Annotated in this window: 22 protein-coding genes; 10 read left to right on the top strand and 12 right to left on the bottom strand. The window is 63.7% G+C overall.

From position 1 onward, the window contains the following. Window positions 1–67 precede the first annotated feature (67 nt). A complete protein-coding gene (locus BLW71_RS23915; protein WP_091802473.1) occupies window positions 68–1,300 on the bottom strand; it encodes a DUF2252 domain-containing protein in 1,233 nt (410 codons plus the stop codon). Window positions 1,301–1,653: 353 nt separating this feature from the next. On the opposite strand from BLW71_RS23915, the gene BLW71_RS23920 reads away from it, so the two are divergent. From BLW71_RS23920 to BLW71_RS23935, 4 genes are all read left to right on the top strand, one after another. Continuing rightward, window positions 1,654–4,302, top strand: coding sequence for a response regulator (locus BLW71_RS23920; protein ID WP_091802476.1), 2,649 nt, complete (start codon window positions 1,654–1,656; stop codon window positions 4,300–4,302). Between the two features lie 36 nt (window positions 4,303–4,338). After that, a complete protein-coding gene (locus BLW71_RS23925; RefSeq protein ID WP_091802479.1) occupies window positions 4,339–5,250 on the top strand; it encodes a DUF72 domain-containing protein in 912 nt (303 codons plus the stop codon). 128 nt (window positions 5,251–5,378) lie between these two features. After that, window positions 5,379–6,326, top strand: coding sequence for a phosphatase PAP2 family protein (locus tag BLW71_RS23930; RefSeq protein WP_091802482.1), 948 nt, complete (start codon window positions 5,379–5,381; stop codon window positions 6,324–6,326). Window positions 6,327–6,590: 264 nt separating this feature from the next. After that, window positions 6,591–6,857, top strand: coding sequence for a hypothetical protein (locus tag BLW71_RS23935; protein WP_091802485.1), 267 nt, complete (start codon window positions 6,591–6,593; stop codon window positions 6,855–6,857). 117 nt (window positions 6,858–6,974) lie between these two features. Here the strand turns inward: BLW71_RS23935 and BLW71_RS23940 are convergent, their stop codons facing one another. The 3 genes from BLW71_RS23940 to BLW71_RS23950 form a co-directional block, all read right to left on the bottom strand. Then, window positions 6,975–8,330, bottom strand: a complete 1,356-nt coding sequence (locus BLW71_RS23940; RefSeq protein ID WP_091802488.1) for an ATP-binding protein — start codon at window positions 8,328–8,330, stop codon at window positions 6,975–6,977. Then, the gene (locus BLW71_RS23945; RefSeq protein ID WP_091802491.1) at window positions 8,327–9,040 is read right to left on the bottom strand and encodes a response regulator; all 714 of its coding nucleotides are present in this window, start codon (window positions 9,038–9,040) and stop codon (window positions 8,327–8,329) included. The genes BLW71_RS23940 and BLW71_RS23945 overlap by 4 nt, the downstream gene beginning before the upstream one ends. 135 nt (window positions 9,041–9,175) lie before the next feature. Then, on the bottom strand, window positions 9,176–9,469 hold the full coding sequence (locus BLW71_RS23950; protein ID WP_091802493.1) for an EF-hand domain-containing protein: 294 nt from the start codon (window positions 9,467–9,469) through the stop codon (window positions 9,176–9,178). Window positions 9,470–10,010: 541 nt separating this feature from the next. On the opposite strand from BLW71_RS23950, the gene BLW71_RS23955 reads away from it, so the two are divergent. Then, window positions 10,011–10,256, top strand: coding sequence for a hypothetical protein (locus BLW71_RS23955; RefSeq protein WP_091802496.1), 246 nt, complete (start codon window positions 10,011–10,013; stop codon window positions 10,254–10,256). A 51-nt stretch (window positions 10,257–10,307) separates the two neighbouring features. Here BLW71_RS23955 and BLW71_RS23960 read toward each other — a convergent pair whose 3' ends face one another. Beyond that, window positions 10,308–11,558, bottom strand: coding sequence for an arsenic transporter (locus BLW71_RS23960; protein WP_091802499.1), 1,251 nt, complete (start codon window positions 11,556–11,558; stop codon window positions 10,308–10,310). A 133-nt stretch (window positions 11,559–11,691) separates the two neighbouring features. Further along, a complete protein-coding gene (locus BLW71_RS23965; RefSeq protein ID WP_091802502.1) occupies window positions 11,692–12,708 on the bottom strand; it encodes a GGDEF domain-containing protein in 1,017 nt (338 codons plus the stop codon). 229 nt (window positions 12,709–12,937) lie between these two features. On the opposite strand from BLW71_RS23965, the gene BLW71_RS23970 reads away from it, so the two are divergent. The 3 genes from BLW71_RS23970 to BLW71_RS23980 all read left to right on the top strand — a co-directional run bounded on the left by BLW71_RS23970 (window position 12,938) and on the right by BLW71_RS23980 (window position 14,811). After that, window positions 12,938–13,492, top strand: a complete 555-nt coding sequence (locus tag BLW71_RS23970; RefSeq protein ID WP_091802505.1) for a cytochrome b — start codon at window positions 12,938–12,940, stop codon at window positions 13,490–13,492. A gap of 118 nt (window positions 13,493–13,610) precedes the next feature. Then, complete coding sequence (locus BLW71_RS23975; RefSeq protein WP_091802508.1) at window positions 13,611–14,186, top strand: YceI family protein; 576 nt, start codon at window positions 13,611–13,613, stop codon at window positions 14,184–14,186. 46 nt (window positions 14,187–14,232) lie between these two features. Further along, a complete protein-coding gene (locus BLW71_RS23980) occupies window positions 14,233–14,811 on the top strand; it encodes a YceI family protein (protein WP_091802511.1) in 579 nt (192 codons plus the stop codon). Window positions 14,812–14,916: 105 nt separating this feature from the next. Here BLW71_RS23980 and BLW71_RS23985 read toward each other — a convergent pair whose 3' ends face one another. Next, on the bottom strand, window positions 14,917–15,177 hold the full coding sequence (locus tag BLW71_RS23985; protein ID WP_091802514.1) for a hypothetical protein: 261 nt from the start codon (window positions 15,175–15,177) through the stop codon (window positions 14,917–14,919). Window positions 15,178–15,295: 118 nt separating this feature from the next. Here BLW71_RS23985 and BLW71_RS23990 point away from each other — a divergent pair, with 118 nt between their 5' ends. Beyond that, entirely contained in the window at window positions 15,296–15,901 is a 606-nt protein-coding gene (locus BLW71_RS23990; RefSeq protein ID WP_286162211.1) for a hypothetical protein, read from the top strand. Window positions 15,902–15,972: 71 nt separating this feature from the next. Continuing rightward, window positions 15,973–17,139: a DNA polymerase IV gene (gene dinB, locus BLW71_RS23995; protein WP_091802520.1), complete on the top strand. Its 1,167-nt coding sequence runs from the start codon at window positions 15,973–15,975 to the stop codon at window positions 17,137–17,139. Here dinB and BLW71_RS24000 read toward each other — a convergent pair. The 5 genes from BLW71_RS24000 to BLW71_RS24020 form a co-directional block, all read right to left on the bottom strand. Beyond that, window positions 17,106–18,560, bottom strand: coding sequence for a heavy metal sensor histidine kinase (locus BLW71_RS24000; protein WP_091802523.1), 1,455 nt, complete (start codon window positions 18,558–18,560; stop codon window positions 17,106–17,108). The genes dinB and BLW71_RS24000 overlap by 34 nt on opposite strands. Then, window positions 18,557–19,243 (bottom strand): heavy metal response regulator transcription factor, encoded by a 687-nt coding sequence (locus BLW71_RS24005; RefSeq protein WP_091802526.1) that lies wholly within the window; start codon window positions 19,241–19,243, stop codon window positions 18,557–18,559. The genes BLW71_RS24000 and BLW71_RS24005 overlap by 4 nt, the downstream gene beginning before the upstream one ends. A gap of 76 nt (window positions 19,244–19,319) precedes the next feature. Then, entirely contained in the window at window positions 19,320–20,816 is a 1,497-nt protein-coding gene (locus tag BLW71_RS24010; protein ID WP_091802529.1) for an efflux transporter outer membrane subunit, read from the bottom strand. Beyond that, the gene (locus tag BLW71_RS24015; RefSeq protein WP_091802532.1) at window positions 20,813–22,036 is read right to left on the bottom strand and encodes an efflux RND transporter periplasmic adaptor subunit; all 1,224 of its coding nucleotides are present in this window, start codon (window positions 22,034–22,036) and stop codon (window positions 20,813–20,815) included. The genes BLW71_RS24010 and BLW71_RS24015 overlap by 4 nt, the downstream gene beginning before the upstream one ends. Window positions 22,037–22,071: 35 nt before the next feature. After that, window positions 22,072–25,311: an efflux RND transporter permease subunit gene (locus BLW71_RS24020; RefSeq protein WP_091802535.1), complete on the bottom strand. Its 3,240-nt coding sequence runs from the start codon at window positions 25,309–25,311 to the stop codon at window positions 22,072–22,074. Between the last annotated feature and the right edge of the window lie 316 nt (window positions 25,312–25,627).

The following is a 25,627-nucleotide window of genomic DNA, read 5'->3' on the forward strand; positions in this document are numbered from 1 at the left end:
TGACCTCGTTAGCGGTTTTCCGGCGGCGGCTCCAATCAGGTTGCCGCCGCCAGTGGACAACCCTGCGTCAACCGTCCCGGCGCTCGGTCGCGTAGCGCCGGCAATGTTCGAGATAGCCGGCTGCATGGCTGCTCACCAGTTCCACGATGCCTTTCCACAGCCACCCGGGCGCGTCGAGGGTCTTTGAACGATTTCTGCGCAGTTCGGTGAGCCAGGCCTTGCGCTCAGCGCGATCCATTTGCCGCGCATGCGCCCGGCCGACCACCATTGCCAGAAAGCGCGCCGCCTTCGTCGCTTCGTCGCGGGTCAGTTGCTCGATGGTCAGCTTCATGTCCTGAGGCAGCAGTTCGCGAATCACGACGGCGCGATCCGCGAACCGCGCCGCCCGCATCCGCTCGCCGAGCGACGGCGACAGATGCCGCGCACCCTCCACCACCCGCTCCGCGTTGTCGCGCGGCATCCGCACGCCGGGATAGCGCGGCGCGGCGGCCTGCGCGGCCTCCTTGATATCGATAAGGCACAGGTCGTCGCCCTCCATCGCGGCCCCGTCGATGTCGAGCAGCACCGCATACCGCAACCTGCCGAGCGAACTGCATCCTTTCACCCAGTAAGCAGCGTCGAGCACTTCCACGTCGGTCTCGTCGCCGACGGCGCGCAGCACCGTGGCGAACCGGGCCAGCGAGCCCTTCTCGAACAGCGCTTCGATCTCGCGCCGCTCGCTCTTCGCAAGCGGCCAGAAGCGCGGGCCGAGCGGAATGCTCGGCTCGAGATCCTCGATGCGCTCCTCCGCCAGATGCCGCCACGAGCGGCGCACCGCTTCCTTCATCACAACCCGCACCGCCTCGGGCTTTTCGGCGCGGATGTCGGCGTCGCTGGCCGCTTCGTCGAAGGCGCGCTCGTAGCCGTCCGCCAGCGCTTCCATCATGCTGACGGTCGTCACGCCCGGCAGGTCCGAACCACGCGCGGCGGTCGCCAACGAGAGGCCGAGGCGAATCAGGTCGTGGGCCGGATTGCCGATCACGGTCTGATCGAGGTCGCGAATCTGAATCTCGACGCGCCCTTGCGCATCGGCCACCGGCCCGAGATTGCCGGTATGGCAGTCGCCGCAAATCCAGATGGCGGGTCCCTCCGGCAATGCATGGCCGTCGATGCCTTCGAGCCATTCGTAGAACTTGCTGGTATTGCCGCGTACATAAGCGTGCGCCGAGCGCGCCATTCTGGCATTGCGGCGCGTAACGAGAAGCGCCTGACGCGCATCCGGTTTGGGCAGCTTGTTTCGTGTGCTGATTTTCTTCGCCATTGTGTGGTCCGCGTTGCTTCAGGTTCGAATTCTGCGTGGTGCCCCGCCCTACGATGCGCCAGGCGGCGCACGCGAACAAGTGGGATCAGCAGGATTCGCGCCTGGGGTAGACCTTCCACGCAAAGTCCGCGAACGCGTCTTGCGGATGTGATCCAGCCGATCCGCCGGTCGCCGGGGCGACCTGTCACCCGTTGGGGGTTGTGACCTACAATTGTCGCAGCCTGCCTGCAGCTATCCTGCCGGCAGATGGGGACGGCAAAGGTTCATCCCGCCTGCTGCCAGGCATAGAAGCGCGTCACACGCGCCGGCAGAGTGGGAACACATTGATCGACGTGACCTTTGGAGAGCGCAGCATGCCATTTCCGGCACAAGACCATGGCTGCCCAGGCTGGAGCGGGGAGATGGCGCAGCGCATCAGCGCCTTCGACTGGGCCGCCACCGGCATCGGCGCAATTGAAGACTGGCCGCGCAGCCTGACCGCCACGGTCCAGCTGGTGCTTGCCTCCCCCGTGCCGCTCGTGCTGCTGTGGGACAAGCCCGGCTACATGATCTACAACGACGCCTACGCGGTCTTCGCGGGCGGACGGCATCCCTATCTGCTCGGCAGCCCTGTCGAAATCGGCTGGCCTGAAGTCGCCGACTTCAACCGCCACGTCATGCACACCTGTCTCGCGGGCGGCACGCTGTCGTATCGCGACAAGGAACTGGTGCTGCTGCGCGACGGCCGGCCCGAAGACGTGTGGATGGATCTCTACTACAGCCCGGTCGCCGGCGACAGCGGTGCGCCGGCCGGCGTGCTGGCAATGGTCGTCGAAACCACCACGCGTGTGCTTACCGAACGCTGGCGGCAACGCGCCGAAACCGAACTGCACGAAACCAACGAGCGGCTACAACTCGCCCTCAACACCGGCGCGGTGCTCGGCACATGGGTACTGGACGTGCGCACGGGAAAGGTCAGCGGCGACGAACGTTTCGCGCGCACCTTTTCGTTTCCGCGCGAAGAAGCCGCGAAAGGCATCGATCGTCATGCGGCCACGCAGATGCTTCATCCGGACGATCAGCCGCTCAACGATCAGATGACCGTCGAGGCCATGCGCACCGGCGCGCCGTTTCGCGCCGAGTACCGAATCCGCCGCCCCGATGGTGACTATCTGTGGGTGCAGGCGAACGGCCGCTGCGAATTCGACGAGCATGGCGAGCCGACCCGCTTTCCCGGCGTGCTGATCGACATTCACGAGCGCAAGATCGCCGAACAGTCGCTGCGTCAATTGACCGAAACGCTCGAACAGCGCGTCACCGACGCGGTCGCGGCGCGCGCGCTGGCCGAGGAACAACTGCGCCAGGCGCAGAAAATGGAAGCGATCGGCAGCCTCACGGGCGGCGTCGCGCACGACTTCAACAACGTGCTGCAGGTCATTAACGGCAACCTGCAAATGCTCGCCGCCGACGCCGGCGGCAATCCGGCCACGCTGCGCCGCCTGTCCGCCGCGACCGACGCTGTCAAACGCGGGGCGAAGCTGGCCGCGCATCTGTTGGCGTTCGCACGGCGCCAGCCGCTCTCGCCCACGGTGCTGAACCCGCGCCGCCTCTTGAACGGCATGACCGAGATGCTGCATCGCGCGCTCGGCGAAACCGTCAAGGTGGACACGGTCCTGAGCGAGGATCTGTGGCACGTGCAGGCCGACCGCAATCAACTGGAAAACGCGCTGCTCAATCTGGCGATCAACGCGCGCGACGCGATGCAGGCAGACGGCACGCTCACCGTGCGCGCCGCCAACCGCGTGCTGGACGCCGCGTTTTGCCAGGATAAGCCGGAGCTGTCGCCGGGTGAATACGTGGTGTTCTCCGTCGCGGATACCGGCGGCGGCATGCCGCCCGAGATCTTGCAACGCGTGTTCGAACCGTTCTTCACGACCAAGCCCGACGGCCACGGCACCGGTCTCGGCCTGAGCATGGTGTTCGGCTTCGTCAGACAAAGCGGCGGTCACACCGTGATCGAGAGCGAGGTGGGACGCGGCACCACCGTCTCGCTGTTTTTTCCGCGCTGCTGCGAGCCGGAAACCGCGGAAACCGTCGACGATACCGCTGCGCCGAGCGGCGGCGGCGAAACGATTCTGGTCGTGGAAGACGATGCCGACGTGCGGCTCACCGCCGTCGAGATGCTCGCGCAACTCGGCTACAAAGTGCTGACCGCGTCGAGCGGCGACGCGGCGCTCGAGTTCATCGACAGCGACGTGCCGATCGATCTGCTGTTCACCGACGTGGTGATGCCGGGCAAGGTGAAGAGCGTGGAATTGGCGCGGCGTGCCGCAGCGCGCTCGCCCGCCGTGCCGACACTCTTCACCTCCGGCTATACGCGCGACGAAATCGTCCATCACGGCAAACTCGACGCCGGCATTACGCTGCTCTCGAAACCGTACCGGCGCGACGATCTCGCCCGCATGTTGCGCAGCGTACTGCGCGCCGGTCAGGCCGTGGCGCGGAGTGGGTCCGTGCCCGGCGCCACACCGGTTTTCCTGCCCGCTGGACAGATCGCCGCTTGCGTGCCGCCCGCCGTCTACGACCCTCCCGCGGACCTCGGCCAGCAAAGCGGGCATCCCGAGCCCGATACTTCGGCACGGCCTTCCGGCAGCCCGGCTCGCGTGCTGCTAGTCGAAGACGACGCGGATTCGCGCGCAGCCTTCAGCGATCTGCTGAGCGTCCTCGGCTTCGCTTGCACCGCAGTCGAAAGCGCGGAAGAAGCACTGCCGCTCGTGCTCGCGCAACGCTTCGACATCCTCTTCACGGACCTGACGCTGCCCGGCATGTCCGGCGACTGCCTCGCGCGCGCCGTGCTGTGCCAGCAGCCGGAGATTCGCGTGCTGCTGGTGTCGGGCTACGGCAAGAGCGCGCAGATCGGCGACGCCATTCCCGGCGCGCGCCTGCTCGGCAAGCCGCTCGACATCGCCGAGTTGCGGCGCGAACTCGCGGAATGGATCGACCACACCGAAGCGGCCTCCTAGCCCGCCCACACGACGCCCTTTGACACGAGTTCGCCGATGGATATTCGATGCGGCACCGCAGGCTGGACCGACAAGACGCTGATTGCTTGCAAGCGTTTTTATCCGCGCGGCAGCAACAGCGCTGAAGCACGACTGCGGTTTTATGCGTCACAGTTTCCGCTGGTCGAAGTCGACTCGGCTTATTACGCAATGCCTTCGGCAAGCAATGCGCAGTTGTGGTCCGAACGCACGCCCGAGGGCTTCACCTTCAACTTCAAGGCGTTTCGTCTTTTCACCGGCCATCAGACCTCGCCCGACGCGCTGCCGAAAGACATTGCGATGGCGCTGCCGGCCGGCATCACCGGCCCGCGCAAGAAAAACGTCTATTACCGCGACATGCCGGCCGACATCCGCGATGAACTGTGGCGGCGCTATCAGGAAGCGCTAGAACCGCTGCGCCTCACCGGGCGCCTCGGCGCCGTGCTGTTCCAGTTCGCGCCGTGGATCACGCGCGCGCCGGACGGCCTGGCACTCGTGGAGGAATGCCGGGCGCGCATGGCGGGCTACGTGATGGCGGCTGAATTCCGCAATCAGTCCTGGTTCGACGACCAGCATGCGGCGGGGTCGCTCGAATTCCTGCGCGAGCGCGGCATCGTGCATGTGATCGTGGACGCGCCGCCGGACGTGACCAACCGCGTGCATACGCTGTGGGAGGTGACCCAACCCGCGCTCGCGATGGTGCGCCTGCATGGGCGCAACACGCAGACATGGAGCGCGACGGGCGCGGCGAGCGCCGCGGAGCGCTTCGATTACGACTATGACGAAGCGGAATTGACTGAACTGGCCGCGCCGATCCGCGCGATCGCGAGGCGGGCGGGTCGCACGCATGTCATTTTTAATAACTGCTTTGAAGACCAGGGGCAGCGCAATGCGCGCACCTTGATGAACATTCTGGGAAATGATGCGTAATCGATATGGAATGCGGTAAGTCCGCTTTGATAATCTGATTTCACTCCCGCCTCGGATTTTGCGGCTGAGCACCGTGCATCTTTGAATTAATATCGCAGGCATAATGCAAAAAAAAATCCGAGAGACCTATGCCAAAACAAATGCGCGCGCTTTACGGGGCGGCCTGGCAGTTCACTTTCCTGATGTTGCTGATCGACTGCATATGGGCGGCCCGTATCGGCTTTCGGCTCGAGCGCAGCGGCGTCGCGCTGACCATCGCGCTGACTTGCGGCCTCGTTGTGATTGACGCAGTGCTGTGGATCGTTTCGCGCGTGCCTTTCAAAAACGTCGACAGATCGATGTTTTATCGGAACGTGCTCGACGCGTTCTTGTGGATCACCGTTATGGCCACGTTCAGCAAGGTCGGCGTCGTATTCCAGTATCTGTGCGTGACGACGAATTTCCCGCTCGCGACCCATGCATTCATTGCCGCCGACGCCGCGCTCGGATTCCACTGGCCCGATCTCTATCGATGGGTTCAGGCGCACCCGTGGCTGCACACGGCGCTTGCCTGCGCCTATAAGTCCGGCGCCTGTCAGCTCCTCGTCATTCCGGCCATTCTCGCGGTGACCCGCAACACGCAGGACTATGCAGAGTTCGTCGTGCAGTTCATGGTGTCGGCTACGCTGGTGATATTGATCGCTCTGCCCTTTCCGGCTGAAAGCGCCTTCGTGCATTTCGGCATTCACGATCCCAATACGGCCTCGACCGTGTCGGACTTTGCCGTTTTCAGAAGCGGCCACACGCGAGAACTGAATCTGTCATTAGCGCAGGGACTGGTTTCCTTCCCGTCGCTGCATACGATTCTGGCGCTCTGCTACGCGTATGCATTGCGTCACGTTCGGTATGTCTTTCCCATGGCGATTGCGCTGAACGCCTTAATGATCATCTCGACGCTCACGCAGGGCGGCCACTACCTGGCCGACGTTCTGTCAGGACTGGTCGCCGGCGCTGTTGTGATCTGCGTGGTCCGCAGGGCCGTTTTCCGGCTGGCCGTTCCGGCCGCCGAGCAGATTCCTTCGGCCGTGACATCGTAAGGTTTGCGTGGCATCGCGCTTTTTAGCCTGCTGCGGGAAATGCAGCTTATATTGATGTTGAGCGTGTTCCTGCATCAACGGGACTGCCGGTTCAGCGCAATCGCCGCGCTCGTACTGGCGATCGGGGCCTTGGAGTGGGTGGTTGGCGCGGCATGAAATGCGCGCCACGCACACACCCTGGTATGATGCCCATCGCGCTTCTTTTGCGGAGTCCGGTTCACCAATGCTCCCCGCGCTGCTTTTCCTATCGTCACGAGATCCATCATGCCCGCCCAACACGACAAAGTCCCCGCTGACAGCGCCACGCCGGGCCAAGCCAGGCGCCGAACCATGCCCATTGCGGCGCGCAATCTTCTGATGGTGGCCGTCGGCGTCGCGGTCTTCGCGATCGTGGCGACCGTCGTGCTCTATGGTCCGATCACATACGGCGACGAGATTCCGAACTTCGGCATCATCCTCATGCTGACGGTGCCGGTTATCGCGGGCGTGGCGTTCCGGGTCGGGCTCGATGCGTGGCTTGACAGAAAATGAAGAAAGGACGCCCGGCAGCAAGGCGACCGCTCGCCGGACCCGCGACGTGTAAGCCAGGTGACGGCCAGGCGCGCGGAAGATGGCATGGCCCGAACCGTACGCGGGAAGTCGCGATCGCTAGCGTGGCGAGCCACTGAAAGGCAACACGACCCACACCTCCAGCCCGCCACCCTCGCGCGCATGAAACTGCAGATTGCCGCCATGCAGCCGCGCAATCCGCTCGACGATCGCCAGCCCCAATCCCGTACCGCCGCTATGCGAACGCGCATTGCGGCCGCGCTGGAACGGCGCCTTGAGCTGCTCCAGCTCGGTCGCTGAAAGGCCCTTGCCACGATCGCCGACCGCCACATACACCGCCTCGCGCGTCGCCCAGCTTCGTACCGCGAGTCCGGTTCCGGCGTAGACGATCGCGTTCTGCATCAGGTTCATCAAAAGCCGCATCATGCTGATCGGACGATAAGGCACAGGCGGCAGATTCGCGAGAGAGAGATCGAACTCGTGCCCGAGCCCCGCGAAATCGCCCGCGAGCCGTTCGATCAATGCATTCAGATCACCCGGCTCCGGCTGCTCGCGCTCGCCGCTGCCCGCGTAATCCATGAACTGCTGCAGGATCGTTTCGATCTGATCCAGATAGGATTCGGCGGCGACCGCGAAGCTGCTGTCGCTGCCGTCGGGCATCGCCATGGCCATTGAAAGTCGCAGCTTGGTGAGCGGCGTGCGGATGTCGTGCGAGATGCCGGCCAGCATCAGCGCGCGCGTCGCCTCGGCTTGCTGCAACGCTTGCGTCATCTGATTGAAGGCGCCGCTCACGGCGGCGATTTCGGTGGGGCCGTCGGTCGGCAGCGGCGCGGGCATTTCACCGGCGCTCACGCGGCGCGCCGCACGCGTCAACTCCTGGAGCGGCCGGTTCAGGTGGCGCTGGATCACGTAACCGGTCAACGCGGCCAGCGCGCCCAGGCCGAGCGACAGCAGGATGGCGGCGTCGAGTCCATTACCCTGCGCGTCCTCGGGAACCGGCAGCGCGATCCAGTACGGCGCCTGTGGCGCATCGGCCGGGCCGTGCATCCGGATCCACAGGCGCTGGCCACCCACGGACTGCCAGCGCGCCGGCATATCGGCGGGCAAGTGCGCGCGCAAGCTATCGAGAAACAGGTCGCGCTGATAGATGCGATAGGCGCGCATCCAATTCCGCGGCGGCGTCTCAAAGGCTTCGGCCGGCAATTGCGCGCGAGCGTCGAGGCGCGCCGTCAATTCGACGCGCGCCTTGGGTGGCGTTGCCGCGAGCAGATTGTCGAGCGTGGTCACATACGTGGCGAACACAGCCGCGGCGCGCTCGACGCGAGGCCGCTGCACGTAGTGCAGCAGCACGCCGAGCGCGCACACCTGGCTCAACATCACGAGCGCGATCAGCAGCGCGATATTGCGCGCCAGCAGCGTTCTGGGCAGCGCTCTTTGCAGCAGCGAGCGCGTCATGAGTCGACGTCCGCTGCCAGCATGTAACCCACGCCCCACACGGTCTTGATGAAGCGCGGCTTGGACGGATCGGCCTCCACGATCTGCCGGAGCCGCAGCACCTGCACGTCGATGCTGCGATCGAGCGCATCGTGGTCGCGGCCCCGCGCGCGCGCCAGCAGATTGTCGCGGCTCACCGGCCGGTTCGGCGACGAGGCGAGCGCGACCAGCAACAACATCTGCGCCGAATGAATGTCCAGCAACTCGCCCGCGCGCGACAGTTGCTGCTTGGCGACATCGAGAGAGAAATCGCCGAAGCGCACGCTTTGCGAGGTCACGGTGACCTCGCCCGATGCGATCTTCTGGCGACGCAGCAGCGCATTGATGCGCGCTACCAGTTCACGCGGCAGGAACGGTTTGGCGAGATAGTCGTCGGCGCCGGTTTCGAGGCCGAGCACCCGGTCGAGCGGGTCGCCCTTCGCGGTCAGCATCAGGATCGGCAAGGTTTGGCCCTGCTCGCGCAGGCGGGCGCAGATGGCGAGGCCGTCCTCTTCGCCGATCATCAGATCGAGCACCAGCAGATCGAACGGTTCGCGCTCCAGATAGCGGTCGAGACGCTTGCCGTCTTCGGCGACTCTCACGTCGAAGCCGTGGCCGCGCAGGAAACGCTGCAGCATGTTGCGCAATTCGACTTCGTCGTCGAGCACGATGATTTTCGCGGGGCGATCCATGCGAAAGCTCCTTGGTTCAGCTGGCGGTTGGTCGGGCATCAGGCACGATCGGAGTATGACGGGCCGATGCTTGCGTGTCCGGTGAGCGCCGCGCCGCGCGCCGCGACTCTACGGTCCCGCCCATCGCTTCGCGGCTCAGTGCGCTGCCCCGCGTTCCTGCATGAATGCCTCGATCTGCGGCAGGGTGATGTAGCCCGCCTTCTGCGTATCGATTTCATCAAAGTGCTTCGCCAGCATCGGCATGCCGGAGGCGGCCTGATCTTTGGTGAGCTTGCCGTCGTGCGTGGTATTGGCATTCGCAAAGCGCGTTTGCAACTGCTGCACCATGCGCTCCATGCGCTGCGGATTGCCGGCTTGAGGCGCGGCGGTCTGGGCGAACGTGACGGTGGATGCGCTGCACAGCAACACGATAGCGATCAACTTTTTCATGACTGACTCCTTCGTTTGAGCCACCGGCCGTCGCCTGCCTTTTGCCGCGATCCGTTTCGATGACAGACCGAATTCTTGAGGAAGCGCCGCCGGAAGGCAACGCCACAATCATGTCGACTTATGTCACGCGTTTCACCCACCCGCAGCCGATGATGAAGACACTGCGCCATGGGCGCCGGACGTGCATGTATTCACGGGATTGATGCCGGGTTGATGACCCCGAAACGGCTGTGAAAGCAGCATAGGACATGCCGTCGCGAGGAAAGCCTGGTGAATTCCCGTTGTTGTGAGGAATTTGGAGTCGCCGGGAATAAAGCGGTCGGCACACCGGTTACTGAAGGAGACAAACGAAAGAGAGAAGCGCGTGCGATTTCATTCCGACGAATGCGGAATGGGCCTTGCTGGACGTTATTCATCATGCGAGCCATGTCCATTCGTTGGACATATCTGTCCAACTATCGCATTCGCGAGCGCATGCATGAAACCGGCTCGGACAGACCCGAACCGGCGCCACCAGGTAACCCTTGGGGGAAAACATCAGATGAACCATCTGGAAATCGACAGGGAAATCGCCCACCTCGAACGCGTATTCGTGGTCATCTCCACCAACGACCACATTCCGCTGTCCTATTGGCAGCAGCGCCTGCATGGTTTGGTGAAGCCATGTTTAATGCCGTCACAACGAGAACGCGTCGCGCGCCTCGTGGAAATGCTGCGCCTGCTAGAAGAAGCGGAGGAAGTTTTGCGCGCCAAACCTCCGCTACATCGCACCGGCACCCGGTCGTGACGCCGCGCCCTCGAACCAGCGGCGCCGCATTCAGATCTCGCGCACGCGTCTTCAACCGGTCAGTATTCGCGCGCCGAGAGCCAGCACGAGCGCCGGCAGCATCACCAGCGCCCCTACCTTCAGAAATTTCATGAAGCTCACGTCTTCGCCCTCGCGGCGGATCGCGCTGAGCCAGAGGATCGTTGCCAGTGAACCGGTGATGGACAGGTTCGGCCCCAAATCCACGCCGATCAGCAGCGCGTCGATCACGCGCTCCGGGCTGTGGGCCTGCATCACGGTCGAACTGGCGATCAACCCGGCCGGCAGGTTGTTCATCAGATTGCTGCCGATCGCGATGATGCTGCCGGCCCAGCCCGCCGCGGCCAGTTCGTCGTGTTGCGCGGCGCGCTGCGCCAGTTGGGCGAGCGCCGTAATGACGCCGGTGTGATCGAGCATCTCGACGAGCACGAACAGTGCGGCGACGAGCGGCAGCACGCTCCACGAGATCTCGCGGATCATCGGCAGCGGCGATTTGCGCTCCTGGATCAGCACGATCAACGCGGTCAGCGCGCCGAGTATCGCGGTGGGCAAGCCGAGCGCGACATCGAATGCCGAGACCGTCAGCAGCACGGCAGCCGTCACCGCGATGCCCGCCAGCGCCACGCGCCCGCTCGACGACAGTTCGAGCGGTTCGAGATTGGCCTCGCAGGTGCCGGCGAGCGCCTCACGCTGGGTCCAGCGCAGCATCGCGTAGGTCGCGATGATCGACAGGAGCGAGGGCAGCGTGAAGCGCAGCAGCCAGGCGCCGAGCGCCGGCGTGTGATTGCCGTACAGCACGATGTTGGCCGGATTCGAGATCGGCAGCACGAAGCTCGCCGCATTGGCAATGAACGCGCAGACGAACAGCAGCGGCAACGGATCCGTCTTCGCTTTTTTGGCGGCGGCGAACACGGCCGGGGTGAGGACGACGGCGGTGGCGTCGTTCGATAGAAAAGCGGTGATCACCACGCCGACCAGATAGACGAGCAGGAAAAGCCTGCGCGGCGAGCCTTGGGCGTGATTGACCGCGAGCACGGCCACCCAGTCGAACAACCCTTCACGGCGGCCCACTTCCGACAGCAGCATCATGCCGAAAAGGAAGAGATAGACGTCGGTGCCCTTGCCGATCGCCTCGATCGCCAGATGCACGGGCAATAGCCCGAGCGACACCAGCAGCAACGCGCCGGCCACGGCCCAGACAGCCTCCGGCCATTTGAACGGCCGGGTGATGACACCCGCCGTGGCGACCGCGGCGATGCCCCAAGACAGAAAAATGGAATTCACAACGTAAGCCCTGGATTCTTGATAAGTGCGAGCACGGGATTTCGCCCTCGCTTCGCAGCCGCACCATGAGCCGGCGGCCGCAGGCGCTCACTTTAGCAAGTTGCGCGCCTGCGGCGAAGCCGTTGGCCGCGCTTCATCCCACCCGGCTCACCGCGGCGATGCAGTCGCGCCCGTTGTCCTTCGCGCTGTACAACTGCGTATCCACCAGGTTGACGAAGGCCACCGGGTCGCCCGCCTCTGCCGGAATCGTCGTGCCGACGCCGAAGCTGGCCGTCACCGTCTGCCGGAACGGCGAGCGCTCATGCGCGATCTGCTCGGCGGAAATCCGCTCGCGGCAACGCTCGGCCACCTGGCGCGCGGCCTCGGCGCCGGTGTTGGGCAGGATCAGCACGAACTCTTCCCCGCCGAAGCGGCCGACGAAGTCACCCGGCCGCACCGCGCCGCTCAGCACGCCGGCCAGCCGCCTCAGGCACTCGTCGCCCTGCACGTGCCCGTAGTAATCGTTGTAGGACTTGAAGAAGTCGATATCGACCATGACCAACGAGAGCGGCGCCGCATGGCGCAAGGCCGCGCTCCATTCCCGTTGCAGGTTGGCGTCGAACGCGCGCCGATTGCCGACGCCCGTCAGGCCGTCCCTGAACGACAGCGCCTCGAGTTCGCGTTGCAGCGCGGCCAGTTTCTCCTCGGTCTTCTTGCGCTCGCTGATATCGAACATGAAGCCGACCAGCGATTCCACCTCGCCCTGCGCGTCGCGCACCACGTGCACCACGTCGCGCAGCCACACGTATTCGCCCCGACTCGTCAATGCGCGATAGTCGGCTTCGTGATCGGTGCCGGCCTTCGATTGCGCCACGCAGAATTCGACCACCTTGTCGCGGTCGTCCGGATGCATGCGCGCCGCCCAGTCCTGCACGGTTTTCCAGCTAGCGGGCGCCCAGCCGAGCAGGGCTTCGATCTGCGGGCCGATATAGGCGAACTCCATGGTCGCCCAATCGATCTTCCAGGGAATCGCCCTGGTCGATTCGAGCAACGTGCGGTAGACCGCCGCGTCGTGCTCCAGGTAGCCTTCCACCCCGGCTGCGGCAGCCGCCGTGTCGTGCCGCAGAAAATCCGCGCCGAGCGCGACAGCGTTGTTATCGATTCTGTTCATTGGCCTCAACTCTCCTCGCGGTTCAGCCGGCAAATTACCACAGCGCCCTGTCGCGCGGCCCGTTAAGGCCGCCGCCGCGCGTCATTCCGGCGACATTAGCGTCACGGTTACAACAATGTGTTCTCTTCTGCATGCCTATTCAGTTTTCATTGGCATCCCTACCATCCGCACTTCATCTGCATTTATCTGCATTCGTCGGTTATCGCCGACGCCCCACGAGCGCGACACAATGAAATCCAGCCCTGCCCAACCAGACCGCTACCACGGCGCCGCCATTGCCTTGCACTGGCTGATCGCGGCGTTGATGATCTGCGGCTTCTATATCGGCTGGATCATGACCGATATCCCCGGCTTCACGCCCACCAAGCTCAAATATTTCTCCTGGCACAAGTGGATCGGCGTGACCGTGTTCGTGCTCGCCGTGGCCCGCGTGCTGTGGCGCGCCACCCACCGCGCGCCGGCGCTCGACAGCGCCACGCCCGCCTGGCAGAAGGCCGCCGCGCATCTCGTGCACGCCGTGCTGTACGTGTTGATGCTGGCCATTCCGCTGTCCGGCTACTTCTATAGCTCCGCTGCCGGCATTCAGGTGGTGTATCTGGGCATCGTGCCGCTGCCCACCTTGATCGGCCCGGATCAGGCGCTCAAGGCGAGCCTGCGCACCGTCCACGTGCTGCTCAACTACACGTTGCTCGCCCTCGTTGCAATGCATGTGGCGGCGGCGCTCAAGCATCAGTTCCTCGACCGCGATGGATTGCTCGCGCGGATGGTTCCGTTCCTCAAGTAACTGACCGGCAGGCAACTCATATCAGACGGACCGCAGGTCATTGGCAACGGTTTGTTGGCAATCTAATTCCCAGCGGTGCGCAATCAACGCACGCGGGTTCGATAGGATGCGTACCACTATGAAATCAAACTTTTATCTCTCCGCTCACCGTGTCACGCTCGCCGGCATAACGGCCATCTCGCTGTTCGGCGCGAGCTTCGCGCACGCCGATGTCGACACGAGCAAGAGCACCGTCATTGCCACCACGAAGCAGATGAACGTGCCCGTCGACGGCAAGTTCAGGAAGTTCTCGGCGCAACTGACTTTCGATCCGGCCAAACCGACCGCCGGCAGCGCCAATGTCTCGATCGACACGGGCAGCTACGACCTCGGCGCCGACGACTACAACAAGCAGGCCCAAGGCAAGGAATGGTTCGACAGCGCCGCCTACCCGGCCGCGACCTTCGTCTCCAGCGCGATCGCGCCGGCGGGCGGCAATCAGTACAAGATCACCGGCAAGCTCACCATCAAGGGCAAGTCGCAAACCGTGGTGGTGCCCGTCACCATTGCAAGCCAGGGCGCCACGCAAACCTTCGACGGCGCGTTGCCGATCAAGCGCTCGCAATTCGATGTCGGCACCGGCGAATGGAAAGACACCTCCGTGGTCGCCGACGAAGTCGTCATTAAATTTCACCTCGTCGCTTCGAAGAAATAACCCGACACCGAAGCGTCGCCACACTTTCTGAAACCTGGAGAACACCTTGAAGAAACAACTTTTGCTCGCCGCAGGCGCGCTGGCCGCCGCATTGTCCTTTAACGCCATGGCAGCCGACACGTACCAACTCGACCCGACGCACACCTACCCGAGCTTCGAGACCGACCACTTCGGCGGTATTTCGGTCTGGCGCGGCAAGTTCAAGAAGAGCAGCGGCACCGTGGTGCTGGATCGCGCGGCGAAGACCGGCACGGTGGACGTGACGATCGACATGAGCTCGGTGGATATCGGCAACGACAAGCTCGACGCGGAACTGGTCACGGACAAGTTCTTCGACGCCGCCAAGTATCCGACCGCGTCCTACAAGGGCACGCAGATCCGCTTCGACGGCGACAAGCCGGTGGAAGTGATCGGCACGCTGACGATGCACGGCATCACCAAGCCGGTCAATCTGAAGATCGAATCGTTCAAGTGCTTTGTCAACCCGATGCTCAAGCGTGAAGTGTGCGGCACGGAATCGACCGCGACGTTCAATCGCGACGACTTCGGCGTCGACTTCGGCAAGGCCTACGGCTTCAAGATGCAGACCACGCTGCACATCCAGGCCGAAGGCATCAAGCAGTAAACCGCTGCCTTTCAGGCCGGCGTCAGGCGGTTGCGGCAACCGGTCTCTGTACCGGCATGTCGCCGCAACCCGCCCCTGCCTGAGTACACCGGCCGGTTCCGTCGCTCAGCCGACCAGCCGCTCACGAGCGCGCGGAACGTATCCTTTTTCGAGTGCCGCGTGCGTGGCGAACGGGTCTTCTGCGGAAGTGATTATCGAAGCGGACGTAACGGTTCGATTCACCGAATAGCCCTTGAAAACAGGGCTATTTTTCATATCGCGTGCGATTAAATCGAGTGTTCGGCATGTTTTACGCGTCATAAATTCCTTTTTCTCCGCAACCCAAAACTTGAGCGCGAAGAGCTGCCATAAGTACCCGCTATTCATTCATTTGAACCGCTCGGTTAAACCGTAAAGTCGCCAGCACGGAAATAATCCTTTGTCGGGAGACTGTGCGGTGAAATTGGTAAAAAATGCGGCTGTGGTCGCGGCGTTGGCGGCGACGATGGTGGGAGCAGCACAGGCGCAGGAGATTTATGTTCACGGCGGCTCGCTCGGCGCCGGTGTGGGCGCGGCGCTGCCGCTGACCTCATGGGCGGGCGTGCATGCGGAAGTCGAAGGCTTTGGCCTGTCGCATTCGGTCCACGCCAACGACAACGAATACGACGGTCACCTCAAGCTCTTGCAGGGCGGCCTGTATCTCGACCTGTTCCCGTTCAGCTCCAGCGGTTTTCGCGTCACGGCCGGCGCGCTGATCAACGACGACGAACTGAGCGCCCACGCCGTGCCGAACGCGCAGGGCAACTACAAGATCGGCGACGACTACGTGCCGGCCGTGGCCGCCGCGCCATCGGCCACGGTCACGCTGCCGCGCGTCATGCCCTATCTCGGCATTGGTTACGGCCATAAGCCGGTTTCGAAGGGTTTCGGGCTGACGCTCGATCTCGGCGTCGCCTACGGCCGTCCGCGCACGAGCTATAACGTGCCGGCGATCTATTCGATGTTCACCACGCAGGCAAATATCGACGAGCAGGAACGCAAGATCAGCGACAAGGTGGAGCGCTACAAGGTTTATCCGGTGCTGCAGATCGGCGTGAGCTACCGCTTCTGAGCGGTCCTTGCGGCGGCGGAGCAAGGTAGTATTACGGTTTGGCTTTTGTTGTCATCCGTTTTCTCCATCCTATGAGTTCTGCAGGCCGCCACATCGCGCACCTCGACATGGACGCGTTCTACGCGTCCGTCGAGCTCTTGCGCTATCCGGAATTGCGGGGCCAGGCGGTGGTGATCGGCGGCGGCCGCAGCGGCGTGCCGCAAACGCTCCAAGACGGCACCCGCCGTTTCGCCAGGCTGCGCGACTACGCGGGCCGTGGCGTGGTAACCACCTCCACTTACGAAGCCCGCGCACTCGGCGTGTTCTCGGCCATGGGCATGATGAAGGCGGCCATGCTCGCGCCGGACGCCATCCTGCTGCCCACCGACTTCGACTCGTATCGCCACTACTCGCGCCTCTTCAAGGCGGCGGTCGCCACCTTCACGGACCGTATCGAAGACCGCGGCATCGACGAAATCTATATCGATCTGACCGACGTGCCGGGCGAGCCGCGCGAGACCGCCGCGCGCATCAAACAGGCGGTCAATCAGGCCACCGGACTCACCTGCTCCATTTGCGTGGCGCCGAACAAGCTGCTGGCGAAGATCGGTTCCGAACTCGATAAACCCAACGGACTCACGATCCTCACGCCGGCCGATGTGCCGCTGCGCGTGTGGCCGCTGCCGGTGCGCAAGGTCAACGGCATCGGGCCGAAGGCCGCGGAAAAGCTGACCGCGCTCGGTCTCGCCACGGTCGGCGACCTGGCCGCGGCAGATGCGGGACTGTTGCAGGACCACTTTGGGCGCAGCTACTCGGCGTGGCTCATGCAGGTTGCGCAGGGCCAGGACGAGCGGCCGGTGGTGGTCGAATCGGAGCCCAAGTCGATGAGCCGCGAAACGACCTTCGAGCGCGATCTGCATCCTCGTCACGACCGCCCGGCGTTGTCGAGCTCGTTTACCGGCTTGTGCGTGCGGGTGGCGGAAGATCTGGTGCGCAAAGGCTACGTGGGTCGCACGGTGGGCATCAAGCTGCGTTACGACGATTTCCGCACCGTCACGCGCGATCTGACGCTGGATGCGCCGACCGCCGACGCCGCCGAGATCCGCCGCGCCGCAACCGAATGCCTGCGCAGAGTGGAATTGAACCGCAAGCTGCGGCTGCTCGGTGTGCGCGTAAGCGCCTTGAGCCCGGCCAACGCGCTGCCGCCGCAAAGGCGGCTGCCGGTTCAGGCCGACTTGCCCTTTACCAGCGACGAATAATCCGCCGACCCGGCCGCAGCGCTTGCGTTCGCCCGCACCGGCCGCATACCGGCTTCGACCGCCAGCGCCGCGACCGAGAACGCAAAGGTGTTGATGCCGTGCGCGCTCTGCGCCGACACCGTACCGCGATGCATCTCCGCAATCGCTTTCACGATCGCGAGACCCAGCCCGTGGTTTTCGCGGCTATTGGTGCGCGAGACCTCCGCGCGATAAAAGCGGTCGAACAGATGTTCGAGCACGTCCGGCGAAATCGGTGCACCGGGGTTGGCCACCGCGACGCGCACCTGATCCTCTTCATTCACGATCGTCACGTTGATCTCCGCGCCGGGCTCGCAATGCTGGATGGCGTTCATCAACAGATTCGTGCAGGCACGGCCGAACAGCGAGCGGTTCACGCGCGCCACGGCGTCACCGCGCAATTGCGCATGCACTCGCGCTTCTTCGAGCGGAATCTCCAGAAACTCCAGCGTGTGCGCGGCTTCCGCGGCCAGCGACACTTCGACCAGACCGGTTGCCCGCTCGCCCTGATCGGCGCGGGCGAGGAACAGCATGTCGTTGATGATCGCGCGCATGCGCTCGAATTCTTCGAGGTTCGATTGCAACGTATGGCGCAGATCGTCGACGGAACGATTGCGTGTCAGCGCCACTTCCGTCTGGCCGATCAGAATCGTCACCGGCGTGCGCAGTTCGTGAGCCACGTCCGCATTGAACGATTCGAGGCGGCCGTAGGCGCCGTCCAGCCGCTCGAGCGCGCCGTTGAAGGAATTCGCCAGGTCGCTCAATTCGAGCGGCAGCGCGGCCGTGTTCAGACGCTGCGAGCGATTGTTCGGGCTGACGGCGGACGCGTCGCGCGTGAGGCGCGTGAGCGGCGCGAGACCGAGCCGGGTGACGGAGTAGCTGAGCAACAGGACAGCAAGACTGCCAAGCGCCGACAGCGCGGCGAGTGCCGAGCCGAACACGCGCATGGTGCGCACGTTGGGCGAGTAGCTCGCGGCCACCTGCAATTGAACCGGCGGACGCGCGCCGTAGGCCGGGATCGTCACCGTGGAGGTGAGCATGTCCTGACCGCCGCCGGCCGGCGTCACGCGTGTATAGCCGCCCGGCCAGCTCGTCACCACCGGACCGTCCACCAGCTTGCCGTAATGAAAGTATGGGTCGGTGCTCGACACCGCATAGACGGTGCTGCCGTCGTGCGGCGTCATGTCAGTGAGTTTTTCGCGCGCCATGCGCCATTTTTCCGGCGTGACCGCGTGATAGACAATGATGCGCGCAATCTGCGTGCGATCGTCGAGCGACTCGCGCAGATGATGTTCGAGCTGCGTGCGCAGCACCAGAAAGAGCCCCGTGCCGACAAGCGTGAACACGAACAGTGCGACGAACGCGAACATCATGGCGAGGCGCCGGGCGATCGAACGGTTCATGACTGCTCCGCCTCCTCGCGCACTTCGAGCACGTACCCCATGCCGCGCACGGTGTGCAGCAGCTTGGAGGAAAACGGGCCGTCGAGTTTGGCGCGTAATCGTTTGATCGCGGTTTCGACCACGTTCGTATGGCTGTCGAAATTGACGTCCCAGACGAGTTCGGTAATCGCGGTCTTCGAGAGTATGTCGCCTTGCCGGCGCGCCAGCACGCTGAGTAACTGGAATTCCTTGGCGGTCAGGTCGAGGCGCACGCCGTCGCGGGTCGCGCGCCGGCCGATCAGATCAACGAACAGATCGCCCACGGAAATCAGCGTGGATTCCTGCGAACGGGTGCGCCGCGCCAGCGCGTGCAACCGTTCGACCAGTTCGAGAAACGAAAAGGGTTTGGTGAGGTAGTCGTCCGCGCCTTCGCGCAAGCCGCGCACGCGGTCGTTCACATGGTCGCGTGCGGTGAGCATGATGACCGGCGTCGATTTGCGCATGCGCAGTGCCTTCAGCACGCTGAAGCCGTCGCGTTTGGGCAGCATCACGTCGAGGACGATCACGTCGTAATCGAATTCGGTGGCCAGATGCATGCCTTCCTCGCCGTCGAGTGCGACGTCGACGACCCAGCCCTGCTCTGTCAAACCGGAGCGCAGGTAGTCCACCACCTTGTGCTCGTCTTCAACAATCAGCAATTTCATGCGCGTCCCCTTGTCTGTGCATTATACGAAACGCCTCGCCGCTCCCCTGCGTCCGCGCCACTCATGATCCATCGGCTCACCGCGCGGGAGCCATTGCCTCCTTCGTGTCGCCGGGCTGCGTGTTCTTCGGCGTGTCCGCCATATCCGCGCCGACGTCCCAGCCACCGCCGAGCGCCTTCACGAGCGATACCGACAGCGTCATCTGCTGGCCGTGAATCTGCACGTCCTGGCGCTCGCTGGTCAAGAGCGACTGCTGCGCCGTAATGACGTCGAGGTAAGCGACGAGGCCGCCCGAATAGCGGTCGTTGGCGAGCGCCAGCAGATGCTGCGCGTCGGTCACGGCCTCGCTCGACTGCCTGGCCGCGCCGTCCAGCACGGAGAGTCCGGTGATGCCGTCCTGCACCTGCTGGAACGCAGTGAGCACGGTCTGGCGGTAGTTCGCCTCGGTGGCCTTGTAGCCTTCGCTCGCGAACTGCACGTTGGCCGCGCGGCGGCCGCCGTCGAACAGCACCTGGCCGACCGCCGCGCCGAGCGTCCACATCAGCGTGGGCGCGCTCAGCAAGCTGGCGAACTGCGTGCTTTCCCAGCCAATGCTCGGGGTCAGCGTCAGACTCGGGAAGAACGCCGCCTTGGCGACGCCGATCTGCGCATTCGCCGCGGCCATCGCGCGCTCCGCCGAGGCGATATCCGGCCGCCGTTGCAGCACGTCGCTCGGCACGCCGAGCGGAATCGACGGCACCTGGACATCGACCACTTTGGGTGCGATCGAGAACTGGGGCGCGGGCACGCCGACCAGCGCGGCAATCGCATGTTCGAACTGCGCGCGCTGATTCAGGAGCAGTTGCGCCTGCACGCGTGTCGAGTCGAGCAGCGACTTCTGTTGCAGCACGTCGAGTCCCGACACCGAACCGAGATCGTGTTCCGTCGTGACGTAGTCGAGCGCCTTCTGTTGCAGTTTCACCGATTGATTCAGCACGTCGATCTCGGCGTCGAGTTCGCGCAGCGAGAAATAGTCGGTGGCGAGATCCGTGGTGAGAACGAGGCGCGCATTGGCGAGGTCGTCCGCCGATTGCTGTGCGGATGCCACCGAGCCTTCCACTTCACGCCGTATCCTGCCGAATAGATCGGTGTCGTAGTTGATGGCGGGGCCGAGCTGCACGTTGTTCTGCACGGTCGACGTGGTGGGCGTACCGTAATTGGTCCGCGGGCGATCCTGCGAAATCCGGAAACGCGATGCCTGTGCCGCCAGATCGACTTCAGGAATCTGCTGCGCGCGGGTGTTCGCCAGCGTCGCCCTGGCTTGCTCATAGTGCGCGCTCGCCGCCACCAGCGTCTGATTCTGCGCGAGCGCCTGGGTTTCCAGCGTGGCAAGCGTCGGATCGTTGAACGCACTCCACCAGTCCGGCGAAATCGGCGCATGCGACGGCACGGCCACGCGCCAGTACGAATCGGTTTGCCAGGTAGGCGGCACCTCGGCCTGCGGCCGCTGATAGTTGGGCCCGACCGTGCACGCGGCCAGCAACGCCGTGCCCGCGAGCGTCGTTATCGCACGCCCTGTGGCCACGCGCTTCACGACGCCCCCTTGCCGTTGGCCCGCGGCGGCTGGATCTGCACGTGATCGCCGTCCGCGATCGAATCGCTCGGGTTGATGATGATCTTGTCGTTGGCCTCGATCCCGCTTTCTATTTCGAGCGACTGTCCGAGGTCTTGCGCAATCACGATCTTATGCAACTGCACGTTGCCGTTCGCGTCGACCACCGCGACGCGCGGGCCTTCGGCGCGGAACAGCAGCGCGTTGCCCGGCACCATCAATTGTGCGTGGGCGACGGAAGGCACCGCGACCTGCACGTAGGCGCCCGGGCGCAGCTTGTCGTCGGGATTCGGCAGCGTCACTTCGACCTGCAACGAACGGGTGGGCACGTCGATCGCGCCGGACATGTGCGTGATGGTGCCGTGGAATTGCTGGCCCGGCAGTTCGGCCTGCGTCACCACCACCTTCTGTCCCACCGACACGTTTTGCGCGTATGCCTGCGGCAATTGCACATAGACACGCAGCGGGTCCGACTGCGCAAGCGCGAAGAGCGCGCGGCTCGTGCCGCTGCCCGCGTCGATCAGGTCGCCGACATCCACATTGCGCTGCGTGACCACGCCCGCGAACGGCGCAACGATGCGCTTGAACGATTCGAGCTGCTGCAGGCGCTTGACGTTGGCGTCGGCAGCGGCCAGGTTGGCGACGTCCTGCGCATACGTGCTCTGCCGTTCGTCGAGCTCCTGTTGCGAGACCGCGTCGCGCTGGCGCAATTGCTGCCAACGGTCCAGCGAGCTTTTGGCGAGGCCGAGGCTCGAACTGGTTTGCTGACGCTGCGCCAAAGCCTGCGCGAGTTCCTGATCGATTTCCGGCGTATCCAGATCGGCGAGCAGTTGGCCCTGCTTCACGCGCGTGCCGATATCGGCGTACCAGTGCAGCAGATAACCCGTGGAGCGCGCATAGATCGGCGATTCGACATAGCCGCGCAGCGTACCCGGTAGCAGCGTATTGCCGCCGCCTTCGGTCTGAGTCGGGCTCACCACGTTCACGTACTGCGTGGCGTTCTGCTTCGTGGTCTCCGCCACCGAACGGTTTTGCATCACGTTCGCGATCACGGTGCGCAACGCCCCGACGGCGAGCAGCGCCAGCACGATCCAGACAGCGATTTTGGCGCGTTTCCATTCGCGATGGCGCGGCGGCAAGGCGTGGCCGCCTTCGGTCTCTCGCGAGGGAATCGCTAGCGATGCATGAGTTTTTTCGGTCATCTCAGTCAGCCATCTCAGTCAGCCGTCAATTAACTTTACGCGGGCTTGCCGGCGCCGCCGTGGTCCGGCGTCGGGCCATCGTGGCCATCGCCGTGGGAGTCTGCGTGGTTCGCGCCGCCGTCGTCGCCATCGTCACGGTGGCGGCGTGCGAGCCGCGTGTGAATGGCCGCGAACACGAGCGGCACGAAAAACAGCGTGGACACCGTGGCGAATAGCAATCCGCCGATCACCGCGCGGCCGAGCGGCGCATTCTGCTCGGCGCCTTCGCCGAGACCGAGCGCCATCGGAATCATGCCGATGATCATCGCAAACGCGGTCATCAGCACCGGCCTGATCCGGCTCGCACCGGCTTCGAGCGCGGCGGTCAACGGCGGTGCGCCGGCGGAGAGCCGTTGGCGCGCGAACGACACCATCAGAATACTGTTGGCGGTAGCCACGCCCATCGTCATGATCGCGCCGGTCAGGGCCGGCACGCTTAGATGCGTGCCCGTCAGGAACAGCATCCAAACAATGCCCGCGAGCGCCGCGGGCAACGCGCTGACGATAATCAGCGGATCGACCCACGACTGGAAATTCACCACGATCAACAGGTACACCAGCACGATCGCCATCGCCACGCCGAGTCCCAGCCCGAAGAACGAACTGCGCATGGTCTGCACCTGGCCGCGCACGGTAATCTGACTGCCGCGCGGCAGCGACGCGCGCATGTTGTTCACGAGCTGGTCGACCTGATTCGCCACGCTGCCCAGGTCGCGCTTCTCGACGCTCACGTACAGATCGATCACCGGCTTGATGTTGTAGTGCGTGACTTCCGCGAACTGATTTTGCGGCGAGACTCGCACCAGGTTGCCGAGCAACTGCGTCGGCCCGTTGGCCGAACCCGACACCGGCGTGCGCAACAGTTCATCGATCGACGAGACCTGATACTGCGGCGTCTGCACGGCCACGTTGTATTCAACGCCGTTCTTGTTGTTGAACCAGAAACCCGGCGAGGTCTGCGAACTGCCCGACAAGGAAATGAGCACGTTCTGCGCCACGTTGCTCGCGCTCAGATTGAGCTGCTGCAAACGCGTGCGATCCATCTGAAGGTTGATCGCCGGTTCATCCAGCTTCTGCTGAATGTGGGTATCCACCGTGCCGGGAATCAGGCGCACCTGTTTCAGCAGCTTGCGCGCGACGTCGAAGTTGCCCTCCTGATTCGCGCCGGAAATCTGCACGTCCACGGCGGCGGGCAAGCCGAAGTTGAGAATCTGCGTGACGATGTCGGCCGGTTGAAAGAAGAACTCGACGCCCGGAAATCGCTGCGGCAGGATCGCGCGCAGTTTGTCCATGTAGATTTGCGACGGCTCGTGGTCTTCATTGAGCGCCACCTGGATCTCGCCGTCGAGCGTGCCGATCGTGCCCGCATTGCTATAGGAGAGGTTGATGCCGCTATAGGGCAAACCGAGGTTGTCGAGAATCGTGCCGAGTTCTTTAGCGGGCACTACCTCGCGGATCACATTTTCGACCTGGTCGGCCAGACGCGCGGTTTCCTCGATGCGGGTGCCCGTCGGCGCACGCATGTGCAGGCGAATGTCGCCAGCATCCACACTCGGGAAAAAGTCTTCGCCGAGCACGAAAATCAGGCCCATCGACACGACGCAAAAACCGAGAAACACGCTGCCGAACACACCACGGCGCACCAGCACACTGCTGAGTATCATGATGTAGCCGGCGCGCATGCGCTCGAATCCGCGATCGAAACGGTGATAGATGCGCATGAACGGATTCGGCTTCGCGCCCTCTTTCGGTTTGTGCGCGTGCCCCATCAACAGCATCGCCAGGGTCGGCACCAGCGTACGCGACAGAACGTACGACGCCAGCATGGCGAACACCACGGCCTCGGCGAGCGGCACGAAGAGATACCGCGCCACGCCGGTCAGGAAGAACATCGGCACGAACACGATACAGATACACAATGTCGACACCAGCGCCGGAATCGCGATTTCTCCCGCGCCATCCAGAATCGCATCGTGCAGATTCGTGCCCATATGCAAGTGCCGTTCGATGTTCTCGATCGTCACCGTGGCATCGTCCACCAGAATCCCGACCGCCAATGCCAAACCGCCGAGCGTCATGATGTTGATCGTCTGCCCGAGCGCATGCAGCGCGATCAGCGAGGACAGGATCGACAGCGGAATCGAGATCGCGATGATGCAGGTGCTGCGCCAGTTGCCGAGAAACAGCAGGATCATCGCCGCGGTCAGCGCGGCGGCAACCAGCGCCTCGCGCACCACGCCCTGCACGGCCGCTTTAACGAACACCGATTGATCGAATAGCGGCGTGATCTTCAGGTCCGGCGGCAGTGCCGCCTCAGCGCCCGGCAGCAGGCCACGCAGCGTGTTGACGATCGAGAGCGTCGACGCACTGCCGTTCTTGAGCACCGACATCAGCACGCCGCGATGGCCGTCCTGCCGCACGATATTGGTCTGCGGCGAGAAGCCGTCGCGCACGTGCGCGACTTCCCTCAGATACGTCGTGGCGCCGTTGAGCGTACGCACCGGAATATCGTTGAGCCCTTCCACCGTGGCGGGCGAACCGTTCATGTTGATCGTGTATTCCTTCGGTCCGATCTTCGCCGTACCGGTCGGCAGAATCAGGTTTTGCGCGTTGAACGCGCTGACCACGTCGGATGGCGTCAGGCCTTTGGCAAGCAATGCGCGCGTGTTCAGATCGACCGAGATCAGCCGCGATTTGCCGCCGTAGGGGTACGGCACGGCCGCGCCCGGAATCGTCACGAGTTGCGGGCGCAGAAAGTTCAGCGCCGTATCGTTGAGCGCCTGCTCCGAGAGCTTTGGGCTCGACAGGCCAAGCTGGATCACCGGAATACTGGAGGCCGAGTAGCTGATAACCAATGGCGGCGTGGCGCCGGGCGGCATCTGCTTGAGCTGCGCCTGTTCGACGGCCACCGTCTGCGCGATCGCGGTCTGGATGTTCGCCGTCGGCTGCAGGAAAACCTTCAGAATCGTAATGCCCGCGAGCGATTGCGATTCGATGTGTTCGATGTCGTTGACCGTGGTAGTCAGACTGCGCTCGTTCACCGACGTAATGCGGTTGGCCATGTCTTCGGCCGACAAGCCCGTGTAGGTCCAGATGATACTGACCACCGGAATATTGATTTCCGGCAGCACGTCGACCGGCGTGGTCAACAGCACGAATGGCGTCGCCAGCAAGATCAGAATGGCCATCACGATGAACGTGTATGGCCGTTTAAGCGCAACGTTGACGATCCACATTGAAACGTGCCCGAGAGAATGCAGGTAAGGGATGGGTGAATCTGCGCCTATGCTAGATCGATAGCACCAACGCCTGCATGGCGCGAAAATGGCGGAATTGTCAGGAAGGCTAATGTAAGAAAACGGGGCGCTTGAGACGGGACGCAGTTTGCTGACAAGCAAACGTTTGATACCCAAAGATAGGCGAGATTGATGCGCGCCTTGACGCGATGCTCCGCGCCGGCATCGCGGAACATCGCAAAGATTGATTTGCGCAAAGCAAATACTTCACGCTTGTCGAAAGCTTAGTCGATCACTGTCCACTTGCCATTTCGCC

The organism is Burkholderia sp. WP9 (genome assembly GCF_900104795.1).
In the GTDB taxonomy this organism is placed as follows: domain Bacteria; phylum Pseudomonadota; class Gammaproteobacteria; order Burkholderiales; family Burkholderiaceae; genus Paraburkholderia.

Bases quoted from the DNA above. Each gene is read 5' to 3' on its own strand.
- BLW71_RS23970 (WP_091802505.1), top strand. From the start codon at position 12,938: ATGAAATCCAGCCCTGCCCAACCAGACCGCTACCACGGCGCCGCCATT.
- BLW71_RS23950 (WP_091802493.1), bottom strand. From the start codon at position 9,469: ATGAAAAAGTTGATCGCTATCGTGTTGCTGTGCAGCGCATCCACCGTC.
- BLW71_RS24015 (WP_091802532.1), bottom strand. From the start codon at position 22,036: ATGACCGAAAAAACTCATGCATCGCTAGCGATTCCCTCGCGAGAGACC.
- BLW71_RS23935 (WP_091802485.1), top strand. From the start codon at position 6,591: ATGCCCGCCCAACACGACAAAGTCCCCGCTGACAGCGCCACGCCGGGC.
- BLW71_RS23975 (WP_091802508.1), top strand. From the start codon at position 13,611: ATGAAATCAAACTTTTATCTCTCCGCTCACCGTGTCACGCTCGCCGGC.
- BLW71_RS23955 (WP_091802496.1), top strand. From the start codon at position 10,011: ATGAACCATCTGGAAATCGACAGGGAAATCGCCCACCTCGAACGCGTA.
- BLW71_RS23915 (WP_091802473.1), bottom strand. From the start codon at position 1,300: ATGGCGAAGAAAATCAGCACACGAAACAAGCTGCCCAAACCGGATGCG.
- BLW71_RS23965 (WP_091802502.1), bottom strand. From the start codon at position 12,708: ATGAACAGAATCGATAACAACGCTGTCGCGCTCGGCGCGGATTTTCTG.
- BLW71_RS23945 (WP_091802491.1), bottom strand. From the start codon at position 9,040: ATGGATCGCCCCGCGAAAATCATCGTGCTCGACGACGAAGTCGAATTG.
- dinB (WP_091802520.1), top strand. From the start codon at position 15,973: ATGAGTTCTGCAGGCCGCCACATCGCGCACCTCGACATGGACGCGTTC.
- BLW71_RS23925 (WP_091802479.1), top strand. From the start codon at position 4,339: ATGGATATTCGATGCGGCACCGCAGGCTGGACCGACAAGACGCTGATT.
- BLW71_RS24000 (WP_091802523.1), bottom strand. From the start codon at position 18,560: ATGAACCGTTCGATCGCCCGGCGCCTCGCCATGATGTTCGCGTTCGTC.
- BLW71_RS23930 (WP_091802482.1), top strand. From the start codon at position 5,379: ATGCCAAAACAAATGCGCGCGCTTTACGGGGCGGCCTGGCAGTTCACT.
- BLW71_RS23920 (WP_091802476.1), top strand. From the start codon at position 1,654: ATGCCATTTCCGGCACAAGACCATGGCTGCCCAGGCTGGAGCGGGGAG.
- BLW71_RS23985 (WP_091802514.1), bottom strand. From the start codon at position 15,177: ATGAATAGCGGGTACTTATGGCAGCTCTTCGCGCTCAAGTTTTGGGTT.
- BLW71_RS23990 (WP_286162211.1), top strand. From the start codon at position 15,296: ATGGTGGGAGCAGCACAGGCGCAGGAGATTTATGTTCACGGCGGCTCG.
- BLW71_RS24020 (WP_091802535.1), bottom strand. From the start codon at position 25,311: ATGTGGATCGTCAACGTTGCGCTTAAACGGCCATACACGTTCATCGTG.
- BLW71_RS24005 (WP_091802526.1), bottom strand. From the start codon at position 19,243: ATGAAATTGCTGATTGTTGAAGACGAGCACAAGGTGGTGGACTACCTG.
- BLW71_RS23940 (WP_091802488.1), bottom strand. From the start codon at position 8,330: ATGACGCGCTCGCTGCTGCAAAGAGCGCTGCCCAGAACGCTGCTGGCG.